Here is a 17,081-nt window from a genome sequence, read left to right as displayed (position 1 = left end):
TGTCAGGCCATTCTGGCGGGCCTGTTTTTGTTTGGCTCAGGCCACCAGCGTGGCTTCAGTGGCGGCTTCCACCTCGGCGCGGGTCACGCCATCCGCCAGCTCCACCAGCGCCAGCCCGCCCAGCACCACATCGAACACACCCAGATTGGTGATGATGCGGTTGACGACACGCTGGCCCGTGAGCGGCAAGGTGCATGTGCGCAGAAGCTTGGGCTCGCCCTTCTTGTTGGTGTGGTCCATCACCACCACCACACGCTTGACGCCGGCCACCAGATCCATGGCCCCGCCCATGCCCTTCACGAGCTTTCCGGGGATCATCCAGTTCGCCAGATCTCCCTCTTCGGAAACTTCCATGGCACCCAGAATGGCCATGGCGATCTTGCCTCCGCGGATCATGCCGAAGCTTTCCGCGCTATCGAAGAAGGCGGCGTGCGGCAGGGATGTCACTGTCTGCTTGCCGGCATTGATGAGATCGGCGTCCACCTCGCTCTCAAGCGGGTAAGGCCCCGCGCCCAGCATGCCGTTCTCGGAATGGAAGGTGACGCGCATGCCTTCCGGGATATGGTTCGAGACAAGAGTGGGAATGCCGATGCCAAGATTGACATACATCCCGTCCTCAAGCTCCTGTGCGGCGCGTTTCACCATCTGGTTGCGATCCCAGGCCATGTTCTGTCCTCCGCCTGTGCCGTTCACGCCGCGCGCACGGTGCGCTGTTCGATGCGTTTTTCATGCGCACCCTGCACCAGACGGTGCACATAGATGCCGGGCAGGTCTATCCGGTCGGGATCGAGGCTGCCGACGGGCACGATTTCCTCAACCTCGGCGATGCAGATGCGCCCGCACTTGGCTGCTGGCGGGTTGAAATTGCGCGCTGTCTTGCGAAAGGTGAGATTACCGGTTTCATCGGCCTGCCAGGCCTTGATGATGGACAGATCCGCGACGATGCCCCGTTCCAGAATGTAGGTTTCGCCGTCGAAATCCTTGTGCTCCTTGCCTTCGGCCACACGGGTGCCCACGCCGGTTTTGGTATAGAAGCCGGGAATGCCCGCCCCGCCGGCGCGCATGCGCTCGGCCAGCGTGCCTTGGGGGCTGAATTCCACCTCCAGCTCACCGCTCAGATACTGGCGCATGAACTCGGCATTCTCGCCCACATAAGAGGCGATCATCTTGCGGATCTGCCGGGTTTGCAGCAGCAGACCCAGGCCAAAATCATCCACGCCGGCATTGTTGGACGCGAAGACCAGATCCCTCACCCCGGAATCGCGGATCGCCGCAATCAGGTTTTCAGGAATGCCACACAGGCCGAAACCGCCTGCGGCAACCAGCATGTCATCACGCAACAAGCCATCCAGCGCCTGCTGCGCGGACGCATACACCTTGCTCAATCCAACCTCCCCTTCCGGCCCGGTTCTGCGACCGGCTGCATCCCTTGACAGGAATATCTGTAAATAGGATTGTCGGACAACAGGACATCAGTCAAGCCCTCGATGCAAGGCCGGCATGTGATTTTGTAATGACCAGGCCGCCATGCTGAAGGACCACGACAGGGAATGCGCCGGACAGGATGGGCCAGAAGAGCCCGACAGAGCCGGCCTGAAACAGCAAACTTCACCGGCGCAACCCGGTTTTGAAGTGAGGGGGAGGAAACGCAGTGGCTCAAAAAACGGCCCTGATTACAGGCGCTTCCAGCGGCCTTGGCGCGCATTTTGCCCAGCTTTTGGCGCAGGACGGCATGAAGGTGATTCTCACCGCCCGCCGCCGCAACAAGATGGAAGACATCGCCGCGCAGATCACAGCCAATGGCGGGGCGGCGGAATGCGTCGAGATGGATGTGGTGGATGCCGCCTCCGTCGCCGCAGCCTTCGCCAGCATCAGCGGGCCCATTGATATTCTGGTCAATAATGCCGGAATCAGTGGTGGAGGCCCCGCCCTGAAAACCACGGCCGCAGATTTCGACGCCGTGATCGACACCAATCTGAAGGGGGCCTTCCATGTGGCCCGCGAAGCCGCCCTGCGCATGCAGCAGAATGGTGGCGGCGCGATCGTCAATATTGCCTCCATTCTCGGCCTGCGCGTCGCCGGCAATGTGGCAGCCTATACAGCCTCCAAGGCCGCCATCGTGCAGCTCACCAAGGCGCTGGCGCTGGAGTGGGCACGCTATGGCATCCGCGTGAATGCCCTGTGCCCCGGCTATATCGAAACACCTCTGAATGCAGAGTTTTTCGCAACAGAGGCCGGAAAGGCCCTGATCTGTCGCATTCCCCAGCGCCGCCTCGGCAAGCTTGAAGACCTCAATGCGCCGCTACGCCTGCTGTGCTCCGACGACGCCGCTTACATGACCGGCTCCATCCTCGCCGTCGATGGCGGGCATCTCGTCTCCAGCCTGTGAGATAAAGCCATGGATTTCACCATTTCTCCCGAAATCGAAGCCCTGCGTGCAGGCATTGCGGATTTCGTCGCCACCGAGCTGCTGCCGCTGGAAGCCAACCCTGCCTCTTATGATGAACATGAAAACATCCGCCTCGACCTGCTCGCCCAGATGCGGGCCAAGGCGCGGGCGCGGGGGCTGTGGTGCCTCCAGCTCTCGCCTGAAAATGGCGGGCGCGGCGCCGGACGCGTGGGCATGGCGGTGTGCTACGAGGAAATGAACCGCTCCATCTTCGGCCCCGCCGTGTTCAACTCCGCCGCCCCCGACGACGGCAACATGATGGTGGTGGAAGCTCTGGGCACGCCAGAGCAGAAGGACTGGTGGCTGAAACCCGTGGTGGAAGGCCGCGTGCGCTCTGCCTTCGCCATGACAGAGCCCCATCCCGGCGGCGGTTCCGACCCCGGCATGATGCAGACCCGCGCCACCCGTGACGGTGATGATTATGTCGTCCACGGCCGCAAATGGTTCATCACCGGCGCGGGAGAATCCGACCATTTCATTCTGGTCGCCCGCACATCCGATGACGCCCGCCGGGGCCATAGCTGCTTCCTGTTCCACAAGGATGATCCGGGCTGGCGCATTGTGCGGCGCATTCCCATCATGGGCCCGGAAGAGCATGGCGGCCATTGCGAGATGGAGTTTGACGGCCTGCGCATTCCCGCCCGCAACATTCTGCTGGAGGAAGGGCGCGGCCTGAAGGTTGTGCAGACCCGCCTTGGCGTGGCGCGCCTCACCCACTGCATGCGCTGGCTGGGGCTGGCCAAGCGTTGCGTGGAAATTGGCATGGAATATGCCGGGCGTCGCGAAGGCTTCGGCATTCGCCTGGCAGACCGGGAAAGCGTGCAGATCATGCTCGGCACATTGTGCGCCGATATCGAGATCGGCCGTCTGCTGGTGATGAAGGCCGCATGGGAACTGGATCGGGGCGGCTTCGCCCAGAAGGAGGTTTCCATGGCCAAGGTGCATGTCGCCAACCTGCTGCACCGGGCAGCCGATACCGGCATCCAGCTCAATGGCGCACGCGGCTATTCCAAGGATACCGTGCTGGAATGGATCTATCGCTATGCCCGTCAGGCGCGTCTGGTGGACGGCGCCGATGAAGTGCACCGCATGGTTTTGACCCGCCACCTCAACAAGGAAGAACGCGACTTCTGGAAGTGGGATGTCGCCGGCCAGAAGACGACGGAAGGTGCCGCATGAACGCGATTGCCGAAACTGTCGATTTCAACCCCGAGGCACTGCACGGTTTTCTCGGTGAAACCTTCGGGCCGGGAGAACTGGACATCACTCGCATTGGCGGAGGACAGTCCAACCCCACCTATATCGTCAACTGGGGTGCGCGGCGCATGGTGCTGCGCAAGCAGCCCAATGGCGAGATTCTGCGCGGGGCCCATGCCATTGATCGCGAATACCGCGTGCTCAAGGCCCTGTATGGCACGGATGTGCCCGTGCCGGAGCCCATTCTCTACCATGAGAATGCCGCCCTGCTGGGCACGCCATTTTATCTGATGGGCTTCATTGAGGGGCGCGTCTTCACCGATTGCCGCCTGCCGGAACTGTCGCCGGTAGAGCGCGAGGCCATCTATTTTTCCATGGCCGAGACCATGGCCCGCATGCACCGCCTGCGGCCGGATGAAATCGGCCTGGAAAACCATGGCCGACCGGGCAATTATTTTGCCCGCCAGGTGCATCGCTGGACCACCCAGCTGGATGCCTCCCCCGGCAAGCCACGTCCTGTCCTCAAGGATCTGGCGACGCGCATTGCCGCCGACATGCCCGCCGACGATGGGCTTGTCTCCATCGCCCATGGCGATTTCCGGTTGGGCAACATGCTGTTCCACCCCACCGAGCCCCGCGTGGTGGCGGTGCTGGACTGGGAGCTCTCCACCCTTGGCCATCCGCTGGCGGATCTGGGCTTCTGCTGTATGCCCTGGCACACCGCACCGGATGAATATGGCGGCATACTCGGGGCAGAACTGCCGGGCATTCCCACACAGGCGGCATTTGTGGAACGCTATCGTTCCATCATGAGCCATGTGCCTCCGCTGGAGCCCTTCCATGTGGCCTTCGCCCTGTTCCGCTTTGCGGTCATCTTTGTGGGTATTGCGGACCGTGCGGCGGCCGGCAATGCTTCGGACCCGGAAGCGGCCCGTTATGCCCCGCTGGCCGAGCGCTTCGCGCATCGGGCATGGGAAGCATTGGGCGAGCCCTACACGGCATGAGATTGACACCGTATGGGCGCAACCCCATACGGTGTTGCATGGAATGGAGGCGGGGCAAGTGGCTGCTGGAAAGCACCTGACTGGCGAAAATCGCGATCATCCCCTGTTGCAGCAGATCGACCGGGACCCCGGTTACAAGCGCGTGGCGAAGGCCATCGAGGCGGAAATCACATCCGGCCGCCTCAAGGTGGGAGAATTCCTGCCCGCAGAAGCCGATCTCGCCGAACAACTGGGCGTGCACCGCTCCACAGTGCGCGAAGGCATTCGCGCACTGGAGAGTGCAGCTCTGGTGCGCCGGGCCGGCGGCAAGAAACTCATGGTCTGCGCCCCACCCGCCGCCGCCATTGAGCGGGTAAACGCTCGCGCGATGAGCATGATGAAGGTCTCCTTCGTCGAATTGTGGGAAATACAGATGAAGCTGGAGCCGTTCGCGGCCCGGCTGGCGGCCTTGCGCATAACGCCCGAGCTGAAGGACGCCCTTAAAAAGAATGTCGCGGCCCTGCGGGAGCACCTTCAGGATGATGAGCGCGTGATTCTTCTCGATATCGAGTTTCACGGCCTCATTGCCGCAGCCTCTCAGAATACGGCCCTGGAACTGGCTTCCGCCCCGACGCGCACACTGGTGCTGAACGCCACCACGGATTTGTACAATCAGGTGCCGCAAGCGCGCCATCGCCTGCTTCAGGCCCATGAAGCCGTTCTGAACGCCGTTTTATCCGGGAATGCGGATGAGGCGGAATGCTGGATGAAGCGCCATATCAATGATTTCCGCCGCGGATATGAAGTTGCCGGCTTCGACATGAACGCCGCCATTCGCCTGCGCAGCTAGAACAAGGCCGCATCAGATCTCGCTTCACGACACGTCATCTGAACTGGCAGGTGGACGCGACACGCACACGCAGTTGCGGGGGCCCTGCTGGTCGTTTTCTTCGGAAAACGCAAGCAGGTGGGGGCATAATACGCCCCCACCTGTGCCACGATCAGGCTGAATACAGGCCCCTGCCCGTTGACTCGCGAAGCCATGGAAGCATGAAAGTACAGAAAAAGAGACGCTCGGAAAGATATGGGCAGATTGGCATATAGTTGCGCGCCCGCCATGCTCCAACACATGATGCGTTTGAAGTGGTGAGGCCTGACAAGCAATAGGCTCAAGACGCCTTGCGCTGAAGGACGCAATGTCTTCATTTTGCTTGGGTGAGCTGAAGTTTGCCTCATATCGAAACTGGAGCGGGCGATGGGATTCGAACCCACGACCCCAACCTTGGCAAGGTTGTGCTCTACCCCTGAGCTACACCCGCATCCGTTTCAACTTCACACAGAAGAACTGTGCGAGAGGTTTGCTTTTAAAGAGCCGACCAAAAAGATGCAACCCTTTATCAAGCGCCGTAGAAAGAAAAAGACCCGCAGCCGCGAGCCTTTGACCCTTGAAGAAACTGGAGCGGGCGATGGGATTCGAACCCACGACCCCAACCTTGGCAAGGTTGTGCTCTACCCCTGAGCTACACCCGCATCCTGTTTCATCGCCGCTGCGGCCGGCGCCGCTGCGGTGGAGGTGCTTTTAGAGAGATGCGGGAAATTTGGCAATAGCTGCCCGACCAATTTTCCACAGCTTGCTCAACTGGAGCCCTCAATATCGGAGCGCACCTCACGAAAAGCAGCCCCAGCCTGCTCTCATGACACGCTGGCGCATGAGCCCCGCTTGCCGCTTTGGCAAGGGGGGGCTAGAAGAGCTGCAACTTCCCTCAATCCCTCTTCTGGATGGAGCCGGCGGCGCATGGCCCCCTATCAGTTTGCTTACCATATGAGTGGTCTGACCAAGACCTATGCGGGCGGCAAGAAGGTGCTCGACAATGTGCACCTGTCTTTCTACCCGGATGCGAAAATCGGCGTGCTGGGCGTCAATGGTGCGGGTAAATCCACGCTGCTGCGCATCATGGCCGGGATCGACAAGGATTATGCCGGTGAGGCCTGGGCCGCCGATGGCGTGCGTGTGGGCTACCTGCCGCAGGAACCCCACCTCGACCCCGAAAAGAATGTGCGCGACAATGTGATGGATGGCGTGGCCGAAAAGAAGGCCATTCTTGACCGCTACAACGAACTCGCCATGAACTACTCGGACGAGACGGCGGATGAAATGACCCGCCTTCAGGACGAGATCGAGGCGCAGGGCCTGTGGGATCTCGATTCCAAGGTCGAGCAGGCCATGGAAGCCCTGGGCTGCCCGCCGGATGACTGGGACGTGAGCAGGCTTTCCGGTGGTGAGCGTCGCCGCGTGGCGCTGTGCCGTCTGCTTCTGGAGCAGCCCGAAATCCTGCTGCTTGACGAACCCACCAACCATCTCGATGCAGAGACGGTGAACTGGCTGGAAGGCCATTTGCGGACCTATCCGGGCGCGATTCTGATCGTCACCCATGACCGCTACTTCCTCGATAATGTGACCGGCTGGATTCTCGAGCTCGATCGCGGTCGCGGCATTCCCTATGAGGGCAACTATTCCTCCTGGCTGGCGCAGAAGCAGAAGCGCTTGCAGCAGGAAGGCCGTGAGGACGAGGCCCGCCAGCGCGCCCTCGCCCGCGAGCAGGAATGGATCAGCGCCTCCCCCAAGGCCCGCCAGGCCAAGAACAAGGCGCGTATCCAGCGCTATGATGATCTCGTCAAGAAGGCCTCCGAAAAGGCCCCGCAGACGGCGCAGATCATCATCCCCGTGGCCGAACGCCTCGGCAATAATGTGGTGGATTTTGAAAATCTCTCCAAGGGCTTCGGCGACAAGCTGCTGATTGATGACCTCACCTTCAAGCTGCCGCCCGGTGGCATTGTCGGCGTCATCGGCCCCAATGGTGCAGGTAAGTCGACCCTGTTCCGCATGATTACCGGGCAGGAAAAGCCGGATGGCGGCACCATCACCATCGGTGAATCGGTGAAGCTCTCCTATGTCGACCAGAGCCGCGATGCGCTCGATGACAAGAAGACCGTGTGGGAAGAAATTTCCGGCGGCAATGACGTCATCTATGTCGGCAAGAAGGAAATTCCTTCGCGCGCCTACTGCGCGGCCTTCAACTTCAAGGGCGGTGACCAGCAGAAGAAGGTCGGCATGCTCTCCGGTGGTGAGCGCAACCGCGTGCATCTGGCCAAGGTGCTGCAAACCGGCGGCAATGTGCTGCTGCTTGACGAACCCACCAACGATCTTGACGTCGAAACCCTGCGCGCACTGGAAGAAGCACTGGAAGATTACGCCGGCTGCGCCGTCGTCATCTCGCATGATCGCTTCTTCCTGGACCGCATCGCCACCCACATGCTCGCCTTTGAGGGCGACAGCCATGTGGAATGGTTTGAGGGCAACTTCGCCGATTATGAGGAAGACAAGAAGCGCCGCCTGGGTGTGGATTCCACCATTCCCAAGCGCCTTCAGTACAAGAAGTTCACGCGCTGAGATTTGCGTGGCTCTTTGAAAACGAAAAACCCCGCCCTGTTCAACAGGGCGGGGTTTTTTCATATCCAGAATGAAATCAAAAGCCGTGGCTTCACCCGTCAATCGGCATATGCGCAGCCCGCACCCGGTTGCGCCCGGCCCGCTTGGCCTCATAAAGCGCAGCATCAGCCGCATCCACCATAAGCCGGCGACGGTGCGCCATATCCACGGCAGGGTTGATACGCATCAAGGTCGCGCCCCCCATGCTCACGCTGATACGCCCCAGCTTGCTGGTGGCGTGCTCTATATCCAGATCCCACACGGCCTGACGCGCCCTCTCCGCCACCACCAGCGCCCCTTCCGGCTCGGTATTGGGCAGAATGGCGATGAATTCCTCACCGCCGTACCGGCACACCACATCCCGCGGGCGGGAAAGCGCATTGGCCAGCGCCTGCGCCACCTTGCGCAGGCAGATATCCCCCGCCGGGTGGCCATAGCGATCATTAAAGCGCTTGAAATGGTCCACATCCGCAATCAACAGCGAGACAGGCGCCTGTTCACGACGGGCAGCACTCACCTCCACCCGGTAGATTTCCTCAAACTGCCGACGGTTCAGCAAGCCTGTCAGAAAATCCCGCTCAGCCGTGGCCTGCAAACGCTCATTGGCCGCCGCCAGCACACGCTCGGCGCGCTTGTAGACGCTGATATCCGTCATGGCGACTGTCGCCCCCACCACGCGCCCCTGGCCATCACGCACCGGGCGAACCTGCACCTGATAGAAACGGCCCCGCAAATTGAGTTCATGATCCGGCACATTGCCGCCCCGATCAAACACCTCAATATCGCGCTGAAAGTTATGCGCCCCCTCCAGGCTGAAATCCGAAATATAGCGCCCCTCTATCGCAGAGGCCGAGATACCCAGAGCGCGGCAAAACTCCCGGTTGAACTGCACATAGCGCCCATGACGATCTGCCAGACACAACGCCACAGGCGCGCTGTCATAGATAGATTCAAATTCATGAAAGCCCTGCACAGGCTGAACAAACTCAGGCTGGCGACGATCCATCCGAATGTCCGCGCCTGGCGTTCGGCACAAGCCGCTATAGCCCCGCAATTGTCCATCCGGGCCACGCAAAGGCATGCCATCCATTTCCAGCGGCCTGCCCTGCCCTGCGCCCCCCCTTACCTGATGCAGCAAGCGGGAAATCGGTTGGCCAGAGGCCAGAGCAGCACGCAGCCGCTCTTCCCCATTATCCGCCCCTTCCGCTGAAAGCAGGGAGAAATAGGAACGCCCGCGCATCTCCTCCGCCGTCAGCCCGAACAGACTGCGGCAGGCATCCGAGGAAAAGGTCAGATCACCCACGGCATCCATCTGCCATGCCCAGACGCCACAGGCTTCTATAACAGCCTCCAGACAGGCAGCACTCTCTTCGCGGTGCCCATCCGCGAGATGCAATGCGCTCTCAGAGACAGATGGCTTCCCGTCAATCAATGAACTTCATGCTCCGAAAAGAGTATGGCCACAGCGGATTTTGCGTTCTGATGCGAACACGCGACATGCGCAAAATCATATTACGGCTCATCCTCCCCTTCTCATCCGGGCGTACCCGGAGCTCCCCCGCGTCGTCGGTGCTGCCCTTTTCAGGCACCGACGCACGACAACCACGCATGTGCCTGCGGGGCCCCATGCTTCAAGACACGCTTGACCACAGATATGTTCAGATCAAGGCCAATGCACGCTAAAATTGTGGAGCGCAATATAATCGCACGTCTTCAGCGCGACGCACGGTGCCATAGAACCTCAAAAGAAGATTTCTGTACTTTATTTTATCGCCGCGCGTTTCAAATTCAGTGTCCGTAATGACAAAAGGCGGGCAATTTTCTCACTGACACTCCACAGTGAGATGAGCAACATGGCCTATCCCGGCCAAACGACTGCGAATCACATCAGCAGACAATCCCGACCCTCGCACACTGACAATAGCCGCCCGCGCCTGCGGACCCACGCGCCACACATGCAGATCGACAATGCGGGCATCACCCGGCCCCTCCACCGCTCTGCGCACCTGTGAGGCCACATCCGCATCTGTAACATCCAGCAACACGGAAGACGCATCGCGCATGAGTTGCCAGGACCAGCGCGCAATCACCACGCCACCCACAATGCCCATGAGCGGGTCACACCACGCCCACCCCAGATAGCGCCCCGCCAGCAGCGCCACGATGGCCAGAATGGATGTCAGCGCATCGGCCAGCACATGAAAATAAGCTGAGCGCAAATTATGATCTTCCGCCATGGCCTGTTTGTGGTGCCCATGGGCTTCCTCATGCGCGTGGGCGTGGATATGGGCGCGGGTATGACCATGATGATGGTGGTGGTGCCCGCCAGACAACAAAAGCGCACTGAGCAGGTTCACCCCAAGGCCCACGGCCGCCACAATCGCAGCGTCTGTGAAAGCCACCTCCGCCGGCTCGAACAGCCGCATGGTGGATTCCACCGCCAGCCCCAGCGCCACGAGCCCCAGCAAAAGCGCTGAGGCAAAGGCCATCAAATCCCCCACCTTACCCGTACCGAATGAAAAGCGGGGGTCTTCAGCATGGCGACTGGCATAAATATATGCGCCAGCCGCCAGCCCCAGCGCGCCGGCATGCGTGGCCATGTGGAAACCATCTGCCAGCAAGGCCATGGAGCCGGTCATCAGACCCGCGACGATTTCAACCCCCATCATGCCTGCTGTCAGCAGCACCACCCACAGGGTGCGCCGGGCATGCTCGCCATGATTCTCGCCCAGGAAGATATGATGATGCGCACCATGTTGAGAGGGGACATGCTCAGAAGGGGCATGCCGATGACCGGCAGCAGAACGCGCCTCCTCCGCTCCGGCAGGTTGGGAAGTCATCATATCCCCGGCCATGCTCTTTCCTCCTGCCTTCACCCTGCGAAAATGGGCTGAGCCACCCCTGTGATGGACGCACCACCAGCACAGCACGGCCAATTTAATTTCAGCGCCCCGATTTGGCGTAACGACGAATCACAGCGGCCAGCTCATCCGCGCCTTCTGCGCGCTCGGCATCGGAAAGGCCGGGCCGGGCCACATGCTCCCGCAGATGGGCTTCAAAAATCTCATCCATCAGGCCATTGACCGCCCCGCGCACCCCCGCAACCTGATGCAGCAGATCCCCGCAGGTCGCTTGATCGGCCAACGCCTTGTCGATGGCCTCGACTTGCCCGGCAATACGCTTCACCCGCATACGCAAGGCATCATTGTAATTTGGCTTGCTGATATGTGCCATAGGATAGGGGTCTACCCTATATGAAGCATGGAAACAACAATCCCTGATACCGGGCATGGGAAGGGAAAGCGCCCATAACGCCAAGCACAAACCACCCATATGCCGCGACTTATCTCAGCCATATACAGGTCAATCTGTTTTTATTTTCTGGAAAACCGCTACCCGCGGCGGGCACCTGAGAGAACTGGTGGAGCCAGGCGGAATCGAACCGCCGACCTCTTGAATGCCATTCAAGCGCTCTCCCAACTGAGCTATGGCCCCTCAGGTGTGTGAGTGTAGTACTGGCCCGAGCCGACGAGATCAAGAGCCGGATTTCATTTTCCACTCCCGGAGAGGCAACAATCCACAGCTTGATGCGCCGGCTGAGAAATCCACCTCGTCAGGCGCAATCCACCGCCCGCGCAACACATATGTGATCGCGTGACAGACAAGGCAGACTGTTCAGGGGAACAAGAAGAGGCATATGCCACATTACGCCCGCGCAGGCGCAAGGTGGCCCGGCTGCAAGGTAACCGGCCGCCCTTGCGGGCTGATTTTCAGTTTCAAATTATATGGAGTAGAAATTTGGTGGAGCCAGGCGGAATCGAACCGTCGACCTCTTGAATGCCATTCAAGCGCTCTCCCAACTGAGCTATGGCCCCACCGGGCCGCGGGCTGCGCATTCTGGCCATCTGGATAACTCCAGAATTTTACTGACCATTCAGCGCCGGGAGTCCCGCGGCGGGGTGCTCGGGAGTGGTGTTCTCTCGAGCGAGGCCGGCCTTAAAGCACGGCCTGAATCGGGTGTCAACCCTCTTCGTCTTCTTCGCGACCATCACCGATCAGATCGGAGACATCGTCATTGTCGTCGTCATCCTCTTCGAGGAAGGCGTCATCGTCACCATCATCGAGGTCATCGTCCACATCCACATCGATGTCGGACTTTGCAGAAGACTTGGCGGTGCCGGATGCCTCAGCATCCGCTTCCTCGAGGCTGATCACCTCGGCGCTGGTCTCTTCCTCGGTTTCAGCCTCCTCGGTGGTCTCACCCTCTGGGCGGGACGGCGAGCGGGCTGCCGGCTCAAAATAGGAGCGCGGATAACTCTCACCCGTGAAGGGCGAGATGATGGGGTCCTTGTTCAGGTCGTAAAATTTGCGACCAGTCACCGGACAGGTACGCTTGGCGCCGAGTTCAGGCTTCGCCACGGCAAAGATCCTCGGTTAAGTCTGTGGAAAGGGCGTGCTCCATTGAAGCGTTGCATGGGCTGTGTCAAGGCACAATCACCCTTTCAGGGGCTTGCACATGGCAGCTTGTCGCGAGCTGTGTTAGACGAGCCGCAATTTCTGGCCGAACTTTCCGGCCATTCCGTCGCAGGCTCTATCCGAGGTGAGATGATGTCTTCCGCCCATTCCGAAGGCCATTCCGGCACGCCCGCCACGGGTTTGCGCTCCGGTCCGCTGAAGGGCCGCGTGCGGGTTCCGGGCGACAAATCCGTCTCGCATCGCGCCTTGCTTTTCGGCCTTCTGGCAGATGGAGAAACCCGCATCACCGGCCTTCTGGAAGGCGAGGATGTGCTCAATACGGCCCGGGCCTGCGCCGCGCTGGGTGCGAAGGTGGAACGGCTGGGAGAGGGTGAGTGGCGCGTCGAAGGCGTTGGAACAACAGGGCTTTCCACGCCATCCACGCCTCTTGATTTCGGCAATTCCGGCACCGGCGTGCGCCTGATGATGGGCGTTGTGGCCGGCCAGCCCGTCGAGGTGAGCCTGGATGGTGACGCCAGCCTGCGTCGCCGCCCCATGAAGCGTGTGCTTGATCCGCTGGTGGCGATGGGCGTGGAGGTGGCAGAGGCCGCCGAAGGCCAGCGTCTGCCCTTGCGCCTTCATGGCAGCGCCGCCCTGAAGGCCACCAGCTACGAAACGCCCGTGCCCTCCGCGCAGGTCAAATCCGCCGTGCTGCTGGCCGGCCTGGGCGCACCGGGTGAAACAATTGTTGTGGAACGCGAAGCCACCCGTGACCATACCGAGCGGATGCTCACCCATTTCGGCGCGCAAATCCGCACGGAACCGCACGGCCCCCATGGCCGGCGAATCACTCTTCAGGGGCATCCGCACCTGAAAGGCGCTCCGGTGGATGTGCCGGCAGACCCCTCCTCCGCCGCCTTCCCTCTGGTGGCCGCGCTTCTGGTGCCCGGCTCTGATGTGCTGCTGACGGATGTGATGATGAACCCGCTGCGCACCGGGCTTTTCACCACATTGCTGGAGATGGGCGCCGATATCACCATTGAGAATGAACGCCTTGAAGGCGGGGAAAGCGTCGCCGATCTGCGCGTGCGCCATTCACGCCTGAAGGGCGTGGAGGTGCCGGCCGAGCGGGCCCCTGCGATGATTGACGAATATCCCATTCTCGCCGTGGCCGCCGCCTGCGCGGAAGGCGAAACGGTGATGCGCGGTCTCGCTGAACTGCGCGTGAAGGAAAGTGATCGTCTGGCTGCCGTGGCTGATGGTCTGGCCGCCTGTGGTGTGCCTCACCGTGTGGAGGGGGATGATCTGTTTGTCACCGGCGGGCCGGTGGTGGGCGGCGGCCCGGTCACCACCCATATGGACCACCGCATCGCCATGTCTTTTCTTGTGCTGGGGCTGGCAAGCCAGAAGGGTGTGAGCGTGGATGATGTCGCTTTCATCGCCACATCTTTCCCCAGCTTCCTGCCCATGATGCGGGATCTCGGCGCGGTGATCTCATGAACAGCCCCCTGCTTATCCATCCCAAACGAATCGCGATTGATGGCCCTGCCGCATCCGGCAAGGGCACTCTGGCGCGGCGGCTGGCTCTGCATTTCAGCCTGCCACATCTGGATACGGGCCTGCTCTATCGCGCCGTTGGGGCGCAATGTCTGGAGCGGGGCGCGCTGGAGGATGAGGCCGCTTCTGTCGAAATCGCCCGCGCGCTGGATATTTCCCATCTGAACCCGGAAGCGCTGCGCTCTGCCGGTATTGGCGAAGCGGCCTCCGTGGTTGCGGCCCGCCCCGGCGTGCGCACGGCCCTGCTGGAGCTTCAGCGGCATTTTGCCGCGCAGCCCGGCGGCGCGGTGCTGGACGGGCGCGATATTGGCACCGTGATTTGCCCGGATGCACCGGCCAAGCTTTTCGTCACCGCCACCCCGGAAGTCCGCGCCCAACGCCGTTTCAGCGAGCTGGAAGGCCGTGGCGAAATCACCAGCCTCGAGACGGTGCTGGCTGATATTCGCAAGCGTGATGCTCGCGATTCGGGACGTAGCGATGCCCCACTCGCCATGGCGGAAGATGCTGCTCTTCTGGATACGTCGAATCTTGGCATTGAAGCGGCTTTCGCCGCCGCGCTCTCACTGGTGGAGCAGGCCCTTCGCGCCTGACCGTTTCGGGGTGGCAGCAGCAGGCGACACCCCGCACTCCATCAGAGCCCCTGCGGATAGGCTGGTTCAGCGCATCCGCAGGGCACGGGTCCAGACAGTGAATGCTCAGGCATGACCCTGCATCGCGCCCGAATCATCTTCCACGCTGCCATGTGTGTCTGGCCTGCTGCGATCAGCCGGTTGTCTCCGGCTGCGCCAGGGCATCAGAATGAAGAGCAGATCATCCAGCATGCCCAGCATCTTCGCGCCATTGGCCAGCTCCTGGTCCAGCGCGGCCATGGTGCGGGAGAGGCCGGGATCATCATCCTTCAGCCAGACATCAACCACTCGCGCAAACATCACCGCCAGCCCCTTGGCACGCGCTTCACCTGCGAGCCCGGTGCAATCAATGCCGGCCGCAGCCAGCATCCAGCGCTGCGATCTTTCCGACAGACGCGCCAGACGCAGCGCCAGAAGCGGATCCCGGTGGGCCGCACGCATAAGGGAGCGCACCGCCTCCTTGTGCGGTTCCAGCGCATCAATGCGCCGCATCAGCACTTCAAACAAACGCTCTTGCGGGCTTTCTTCCGCAAGATCATCACGATCAGCCTCCCCCTCCGCCAGAACCCGCCTGTCGGTGGCACGGAAGAAGGCCGCCAGCATGTCATCCACGGATGAGAAAGCGGCGCGCAACTCGGAGAGAGGCCGTCCGGCCCCTGCGGCGACTTCTGAAAGAGTGATTCGATCTGGGGACTGCCGGGCCAGCAGAACCAGAAAGCTGTGAAGGCAGGCATCTGTCATGGCTTGGGCGGTCATGGTGTCCTCCTTGCCGAACCCTGTGCCGCAGCGGCTTTTCATGAAGCCGCTGCGCATCATAGCAAGGGTGAGCCCAACATGATGGCTTGTTCATGATTTGGCGCAATCCAGCCCCACGGAAGCTGCGAGAAAAGCCTCATCGCGGAGGAGAAGCCGCCACGGGCACTTCCGTTTCCAGCCCGCCTCTTTCAGGCACACCCCCGGCCTGATCTTCCGGCTCTGGCGTGTCCGGCAAGGTTTCGGCCCGCGCATAATTGTTGCGGCCCCGACGCTTGACCTCATAGAGAGCCATGTCCGCCCGCTCCACCAGACGGGCCACATTGGCCGGCACCTTTTCCCCTTCACCCGGCACGGGCCAGGCGGCAATGCCAATGCTGGATGACAGATAGATGGGCCACTCTCGCCACACCAGGGGCGTCTCGGCCAGGGCCTGCAAGATCGCCCGCGCCAGAGCCGCCTCATCCTGAGGGGAGAGCCCGCGCGCCACCAGCCCGAACTCATCCCCCCCCAGCCGCGCCAATCCGCCATCCTCTCCCAGATGCTGAAGGCAGATATCCGAGGCCACCTGCGCAAAGTGACACAGGCAGGCATCTCCCACCGCATGGCCACTGCTGTCATTGATCTGCTTGAAATGGTCCAGATCAAGCAGAAACAGGGACATGCGCTCCGCCCTTCCTGTCTTCACCCGGCGCCTCACCAGACGCATGTCCCGTTCGGCCCGCTCGAAAAAGGCGCGGCGATTGGGCAGACGGGTGAGATCATCGCAGCGAGCCAGTGCAGCCAGTTTTTCGCTCAGCCGATCAATAGCCATGAGCAAATAGCCGAAATTCCACAATCCTGCCCCGCAAATCACTGCAATCAGAAGCAGCGCAGCCACCGAATAATAGGCTTCTGTCGAAAGCAGGCCGACAATACGCAACATATTCAATGTTGCCTCTGTGCCCTGCCCGAGAAAGGAAATGAACACGGCGAGCATCGCGATTCGGGCCCCGAAACTGCCGCCTCCCAGCCGTCGCAAATCCAGGAAAGCCAGCGCGATAGGCAGCATCTGGGCCACGGCATAGGCAATATTCTGGCCCGGCCTCTCCGGCCCCGCCACCAGCCCCAGCACCACGCTGAGCGCCACCAGCCCTCCGCAGGTGCGCCATTTGGGGGCTGCGCCATAAAATTTGCGCACTCCGCTCCACATCAGGCAGAAACCCAGCACCACCATCATGTTTCCGGCAATGCTGAAGGCCCGGCCCCATGCCCCGCCATCGCCGGCAAACAACAACCCACCCACCATGGTGCTGCAACTGGCCGCCAGCCACAGGCGCGCACCGGGAATTTGCCGATAAGTCACCACAAAACCGGCCCAGACCACCACAAACAGCAGCGAGTTCAGCAATATGATGATGTAGAGGGTGAGAAAATCGAGCATGCCCCGGCCATACGTCTCGTTTTCAGGTATAGACCCCGCATGAATGCAGGCGGTCAAGCAGACAGAAGGCTAAGGGTTCACTCAAAACGCGACGACATCAACACCGAAGAAAACCATAAGATGCGACCGGATATGGCATACTGTG

At 61.1% G+C, this 17,081-nt stretch carries 15 protein-coding genes and 4 tRNA genes; 7 read left to right on the top strand and 12 right to left on the bottom strand.

Annotated features, from left to right (window positions below; translation table 11 throughout):
• Positions 1-36: 36 nt before the first annotated feature.
• Together ACT6QH_RS06465 and ACT6QH_RS06460 are read right to left on the bottom strand one after the other, a co-directional pair.
• Positions 37-666, bottom strand: coding sequence for a 3-oxoacid CoA-transferase subunit B (locus ACT6QH_RS06465; protein WP_444973979.1), 630 nt, complete (start codon positions 664-666; stop codon positions 37-39).
• Positions 667-689: 23 nt separating this feature from the next.
• Positions 690-1,385 (bottom strand): CoA transferase subunit A, encoded by a 696-nt coding sequence (locus tag ACT6QH_RS06460; RefSeq protein WP_444973978.1) that lies wholly within the window; start codon positions 1,383-1,385, stop codon positions 690-692.
• A 266-nt stretch (positions 1,386-1,651) separates the two neighbouring features.
• Here ACT6QH_RS06460 and ACT6QH_RS06455 point away from each other — a divergent pair, with 266 nt between their 5' ends.
• Genes ACT6QH_RS06455 through ACT6QH_RS06440 form a run of 4 tightly spaced genes read left to right on the top strand, consistent with a single transcriptional unit; the run spans position 1,652 to position 5,479 of the window.
• Entirely contained in the window at positions 1,652-2,389 is a 738-nt protein-coding gene (locus tag ACT6QH_RS06455; RefSeq protein WP_444973977.1) for an SDR family NAD(P)-dependent oxidoreductase, read from the top strand.
• Positions 2,390-2,398: 9 nt separating this feature from the next.
• Positions 2,399-3,628: an acyl-CoA dehydrogenase family protein gene (locus ACT6QH_RS06450; RefSeq protein WP_444973976.1), complete on the top strand. Its 1,230-nt coding sequence runs from the start codon at positions 2,399-2,401 to the stop codon at positions 3,626-3,628.
• Positions 3,625-4,650: a phosphotransferase family protein gene (locus ACT6QH_RS06445; RefSeq protein WP_444973975.1), complete on the top strand. Its 1,026-nt coding sequence runs from the start codon at positions 3,625-3,627 to the stop codon at positions 4,648-4,650. The genes ACT6QH_RS06450 and ACT6QH_RS06445 overlap by 4 nt, the downstream gene beginning before the upstream one ends.
• Positions 4,651-4,708: 58 nt before the next feature.
• Entirely contained in the window at positions 4,709-5,479 is a 771-nt protein-coding gene (locus ACT6QH_RS06440) for a FadR/GntR family transcriptional regulator (protein ID WP_444973974.1), read from the top strand.
• A gap of 394 nt (positions 5,480-5,873) precedes the next feature.
• On the opposite strand, the gene ACT6QH_RS06435 is transcribed toward ACT6QH_RS06440, so the two are convergent.
• Both ACT6QH_RS06435 and ACT6QH_RS06430 read right to left on the bottom strand, forming a co-directional pair.
• Positions 5,874-5,948 (bottom strand) — tRNA-Gly (locus ACT6QH_RS06435).
• Between the two features lie 136 nt (positions 5,949-6,084).
• Positions 6,085-6,159 (bottom strand) — tRNA-Gly (locus tag ACT6QH_RS06430).
• A gap of 265 nt (positions 6,160-6,424) precedes the next feature.
• On the opposite strand from ACT6QH_RS06430, the gene ettA reads away from it, so the two are divergent.
• Positions 6,425-8,080, top strand: a complete 1,656-nt coding sequence (gene ettA, locus ACT6QH_RS06425) for an energy-dependent translational throttle protein EttA (protein ID WP_444973973.1) — start codon at positions 6,425-6,427, stop codon at positions 8,078-8,080.
• 91 nt (positions 8,081-8,171) lie between these two features.
• Here the strand turns inward: ettA and ACT6QH_RS06420 are convergent, their stop codons facing one another.
• From ACT6QH_RS06420 to ACT6QH_RS06395, 6 genes are all read right to left on the bottom strand, one after another.
• The gene (locus ACT6QH_RS06420; RefSeq protein ID WP_444973972.1) at positions 8,172-9,515 is read right to left on the bottom strand and encodes a GGDEF domain-containing protein; all 1,344 of its coding nucleotides are present in this window, start codon (positions 9,513-9,515) and stop codon (positions 8,172-8,174) included.
• A gap of 427 nt (positions 9,516-9,942) precedes the next feature.
• Positions 9,943-10,974 (bottom strand): CDF family Co(II)/Ni(II) efflux transporter DmeF, encoded by a 1,032-nt coding sequence (gene dmeF, locus ACT6QH_RS06415; protein WP_444973971.1) that lies wholly within the window; start codon positions 10,972-10,974, stop codon positions 9,943-9,945.
• 88 nt (positions 10,975-11,062) lie between these two features.
• Entirely contained in the window at positions 11,063-11,353 is a 291-nt protein-coding gene (locus ACT6QH_RS06410) for a metal/formaldehyde-sensitive transcriptional repressor (RefSeq protein ID WP_444973970.1), read from the bottom strand.
• 185 nt (positions 11,354-11,538) lie between these two features.
• Positions 11,539-11,614 (bottom strand) — tRNA-Ala (locus tag ACT6QH_RS06405).
• 304 nt (positions 11,615-11,918) lie between these two features.
• Positions 11,919-11,994, bottom strand: a tRNA-Ala gene (locus ACT6QH_RS06400).
• Between the two features lie 145 nt (positions 11,995-12,139).
• Positions 12,140-12,538 carry a TIGR02300 family protein gene (locus tag ACT6QH_RS06395; protein WP_444973969.1) on the bottom strand — a complete coding sequence of 133 codons (399 nt, stop codon included), beginning with the start codon at positions 12,536-12,538 and terminating at the stop codon, positions 12,140-12,142.
• Positions 12,539-12,727: 189 nt separating this feature from the next.
• On the opposite strand from ACT6QH_RS06395, the gene aroA reads away from it, so the two are divergent.
• The gene (gene aroA, locus ACT6QH_RS06390) at positions 12,728-14,074 is read left to right on the top strand and encodes a 3-phosphoshikimate 1-carboxyvinyltransferase (protein ID WP_444974031.1); all 1,347 of its coding nucleotides are present in this window, start codon (positions 12,728-12,730) and stop codon (positions 14,072-14,074) included.
• Positions 14,071-14,721, top strand: coding sequence for a (d)CMP kinase (gene cmk, locus ACT6QH_RS06385; protein ID WP_444973968.1), 651 nt, complete (start codon positions 14,071-14,073; stop codon positions 14,719-14,721). The genes aroA and cmk overlap by 4 nt, the downstream gene beginning before the upstream one ends.
• 105 nt (positions 14,722-14,826) lie before the next feature.
• Here the strand turns inward: cmk and ACT6QH_RS06380 are convergent, their stop codons facing one another.
• Together ACT6QH_RS06380 and ACT6QH_RS06375 are read right to left on the bottom strand one after the other, a co-directional pair.
• Positions 14,827-15,516 (bottom strand): TetR/AcrR family transcriptional regulator, encoded by a 690-nt coding sequence (locus tag ACT6QH_RS06380; RefSeq protein WP_444973967.1) that lies wholly within the window; start codon positions 15,514-15,516, stop codon positions 14,827-14,829.
• A gap of 136 nt (positions 15,517-15,652) precedes the next feature.
• A complete protein-coding gene (locus ACT6QH_RS06375; protein WP_444973966.1) occupies positions 15,653-16,936 on the bottom strand; it encodes a GGDEF domain-containing protein in 1,284 nt (427 codons plus the stop codon).
• Between the last annotated feature and the right edge of the window lie 145 nt (positions 16,937-17,081).

Source organism: Haloleucobacter albus, from assembly GCF_052492075.1.
Note: the sequence above shows the minus strand (reverse complement) of the source record. Positions and strands in the feature narration are given on the sequence as shown.

Coding starts and splice junctions, on each gene's coding strand:
- ACT6QH_RS06450 (WP_444973976.1), top strand. CDS start 2,399: ATGGATTTCACCATTTCTCCCGAAATCGAAGCCCTGCGTGCAGGCATT.
- ACT6QH_RS06410 (WP_444973970.1), bottom strand. CDS start 11,353: ATGGCACATATCAGCAAGCCAAATTACAATGATGCCTTGCGTATGCGG.
- ACT6QH_RS06465 (WP_444973979.1), bottom strand. CDS start 666: ATGGCCTGGGATCGCAACCAGATGGTGAAACGCGCCGCACAGGAGCTT.
- dmeF (WP_444973971.1), bottom strand. CDS start 10,974: ATGGCCGGGGATATGATGACTTCCCAACCTGCCGGAGCGGAGGAGGCG.
- cmk (WP_444973968.1), top strand. CDS start 14,071: ATGAACAGCCCCCTGCTTATCCATCCCAAACGAATCGCGATTGATGGC.
- ACT6QH_RS06445 (WP_444973975.1), top strand. CDS start 3,625: ATGAACGCGATTGCCGAAACTGTCGATTTCAACCCCGAGGCACTGCAC.
- aroA (WP_444974031.1), top strand. CDS start 12,728: ATGTCTTCCGCCCATTCCGAAGGCCATTCCGGCACGCCCGCCACGGGT.
- ettA (WP_444973973.1), top strand. CDS start 6,425: ATGGCCCCCTATCAGTTTGCTTACCATATGAGTGGTCTGACCAAGACC.
- ACT6QH_RS06375 (WP_444973966.1), bottom strand. CDS start 16,936: ATGCTCGATTTTCTCACCCTCTACATCATCATATTGCTGAACTCGCTG.
- ACT6QH_RS06380 (WP_444973967.1), bottom strand. CDS start 15,516: ATGACCGCCCAAGCCATGACAGATGCCTGCCTTCACAGCTTTCTGGTT.